Source organism: uncultured Arcanobacterium sp. (assembly GCF_947253055.1).
GTDB lineage: Bacteria > Actinomycetota > Actinomycetes > Actinomycetales > Actinomycetaceae > Arcanobacterium_A.
Map to the genome: position 1 here is coordinate 1 of NZ_CAMXYE010000114.1, position 2838 is coordinate 2838.

At 48.6% G+C, this 2838-nt stretch carries 3 protein-coding genes and 1 pseudogene; all 4 read right to left on the reverse strand.

Features of this window, described 5'->3' with window-relative positions:
* A pseudogene (obgE, locus tag Q0X35_RS06395) lies at positions 1-237 on the reverse strand (GTPase ObgE); the annotation flags it as partial.
* A 180-nt stretch (positions 238-417) separates the two neighbouring features.
* The gene (gene rpmA / locus Q0X35_RS06400; protein WP_073996534.1) at positions 418-672 is read right to left on the reverse strand and encodes a 50S ribosomal protein L27; all 255 of its coding nucleotides are present in this window, start codon (positions 670-672) and stop codon (positions 418-420) included.
* 56 nt (positions 673-728) lie between these two features.
* The gene (rplU, locus tag Q0X35_RS06405) at positions 729-1034 is read right to left on the reverse strand and encodes a 50S ribosomal protein L21 (RefSeq protein ID WP_297566660.1); all 306 of its coding nucleotides are present in this window, start codon (positions 1032-1034) and stop codon (positions 729-731) included.
* 220 nt (positions 1035-1254) lie between these two features.
* On the reverse strand, positions 1255-2838 hold a 1584-nt coding region (locus Q0X35_RS06410), incomplete at its 5' end, for an Rne/Rng family ribonuclease (protein ID WP_297566662.1).

A 2838-nucleotide genomic window follows, 5' to 3' on the forward strand; every position in this document is an offset into this window, starting at 1 on the left:
GCCATTTTGTAAATCTCCCGCTCCCGGAGCACCTTTTTCTGCACGCATATGGGGACTGTGGCGCAGATGCAACAACGTAGTTTCTTGCCCATCTACCCGCAAAATAATATCGCCTCCATGCCCGCCATTTCCCCCGTCGGGCCCTCCGAGTGGCTTAAATTTTTCCCGGCGTACCGAAGCGACACCGTTTCCACCGGCACCGGCTTCTAAATGCAAAGTCACTTGGTCTACAAACATTACGTTTTCTTTCTTAAAGAGTGCTCATCCAGAACATGCTGGCTTTCTCCAAAATTCTAATTCTGCGTATTTTCTCGTCTTCCGAATTAGTATCTACCTCTAGGATATACAAGAAGGACGGAGATTGAAGCTCTCCGCCCTTCCTAAAATATTGTTACCGTGAATCGGCGCCTACCGCTCCTAGGCGTTCGGTACGATGCTAATGGTCTTCCGGTTCCGCCGAACTCCAAATTCTACGGTACCTTCTGCCAGCGCAAAGAGTGTATCGTCTTTACCACGACCCACATTGGCACCTGGATGGTACTTAGTACCCCGCTGACGCACGAGGATTTCTCCTGCATTTACCATCTGACCGCCGAAACGCTTAATCCCTAAACGTTGGGCGTTAGAATCGCGACCATTGCTAGTAGAACTAGCGCCTTTCTTATGTGCCATTTTATCTTGCTCCCTTAGAGTTAAAAGCTCGTTAACGAAAATTCCGGAGAATCAGATCACTTAATAGCGGTGACTTGCAGGCGCGTCAATGGTTGACGATGCCCCATGCGCTTCCGATATCCCGTCTTATTCTTGTACTTGACGATATTAATCTTCGGACCTTTTGCCGCCCCGAGAATCTCTGCAGTTACCTTAGCGGTAATTCCTTCTGCAGCAGTGGTGATCTTTTCGCCGTCCACGAGCATTATCGGCTCCAGCTCTACCTTATCGCCGGCTTCGCCCTTTAGTTGATTCACTAAAAGAATCGAACCTACAGACACCTTCTCCTGGTGTCCGCCCGCCTTTACAATCGCGTAAACCACGTTCTGCTCATCTCTGTCGATTTGATTATGAATGCTTCACACATTCACCCTGAAAATTCTTAGCGCATAAATGCGCCGACACATCACTCTACTAAAATCTCGCCACCACTAACAAGTGGAGAAATCGCGACAATCACCACACTCTGGAATCATGTGCCTTTTCCTTATCCGTTTCGCCGCCATTTCTTCCCTATTTTTCTTTAGTTTTTCCTAGTTTTCCCTAGTTTTTCTCAACTGGAAAACTCATAATAGTAAAAGAATCAGCTGAAACAGGCGTAATAGTACCCGCGGAACTGACTCGACGATGCCCATTTTCTTCTGCAGCGAGCGCCGCCGCTTCAGCTGCCGGAGCAACTTTTTGCGTAGCTTTCTTTATATTCTTCTTAGTATTTTTCTTCGCCTCTTTCGGTGCAGCATCTTTCGGCGCCCGCGTTTTGCGCGGCTCTTTCGCTCCTTCTCGCGCTTTCTCGGCCTTAGCTGCTTTCTCCGCCTCTAAGTGCTGCTCCGCAGAATCGTCCGCCGAGTTTTCTACCGGTTTTTCCGCCTCTTCTGGCTCTCCTTCTGCTTCCTGCTCATGCTTCTGGGCTGCCGCCGCAGCAATATTAGCTAAAGCTGCCTTCACTTCTGCCTGCTTTGGATCTTCTTTCTCAGGAACTTTATGCCCCTTCCCGCCCAAAGTAGCTTTATTTTCTTCGCTATTCTCTTCACCCTTTTCAATCGGATGGTCATGGCTAATATAGCCACGCCCCGCACAGGCAGTACACACCGTCGAGAAAGCTTCCACTAGGCCTTGCCCGACCCGTTTCCGCGTCATCTGCACTAATCCCAGTGAAGTAACTTCCGCTACCTGGTGTCGAGTGCGATCACGCCCTAGGCATTCAATCAATCTCCGCAGCACTAAATCTCGGTTTTCTTCCATAATCATATCGATGAAATCGATGACTATGATTCCGCCAATATCGCGCAGACGTAGCTGCCGCACAATTTCTTCCGCAGCTTCCAGATTGTTCTTAGTTACGGTTTCTTCTAAGGTGCCTCCCGAGCCAGTAAACTTACCGGTATTTACGTCAATCACCGTCATGGCTTCAGTTCTATCTATTACTAAGGAACCGCCAGAGGGTAAAAATACGACTCGATCAAAAGCTTTCTGTAGCTGCTCATCAACCCGATATTTGTGGAAAATATCTGCGTCTTTATCGGCTTTTATGAGGCGCTCTTCCAACTCAGGCGAAAGCTCTTCCACATATTCTTTTACAGTCTTCCAAGTATTTTCTCCGGAAACCGTGAGGGAAGCGAAATCTTCATTAAATACATCGCGCACTACCCGCACAGCCAATTCGGGCTCTGCCTTTAATAGTGACGGCGCATTCTTCGAGCTCTTAGACTTAGCCGAGATATCTTTCCACTTCTTCAACAGTCTTTCAATATCACTTGTGAGCTGCTCTTCTGTGGCTCCTTCTGCCGCCGTGCGAACAATTACTCCGTATTCTTCCGGCACTATTTTCTTCAAAATCCGCTTCAACCGCGTACGCTCTTTTTCGGGCAGTTTGCGGGAAATTCCCGTCATATTACCATTCGGCACCAATACTAAATGCCGCCCCGCCAGCGTAATCTGCGCCGTCAATCGAGCCCCTTTATGGCCGATTGGATCTTTCGTCACCTGTACTAAAACCGGATCACCAGATTTAAGTGCATCTTCAATTTTGCGCGGCTGCCCCTTAATTCCGGTAGCCTCCCAATTTACTTCTCCGGCATAGAGCACCGCATTGCGGCCTTTACCTATATCCACGAAAGCAGCTTCCAT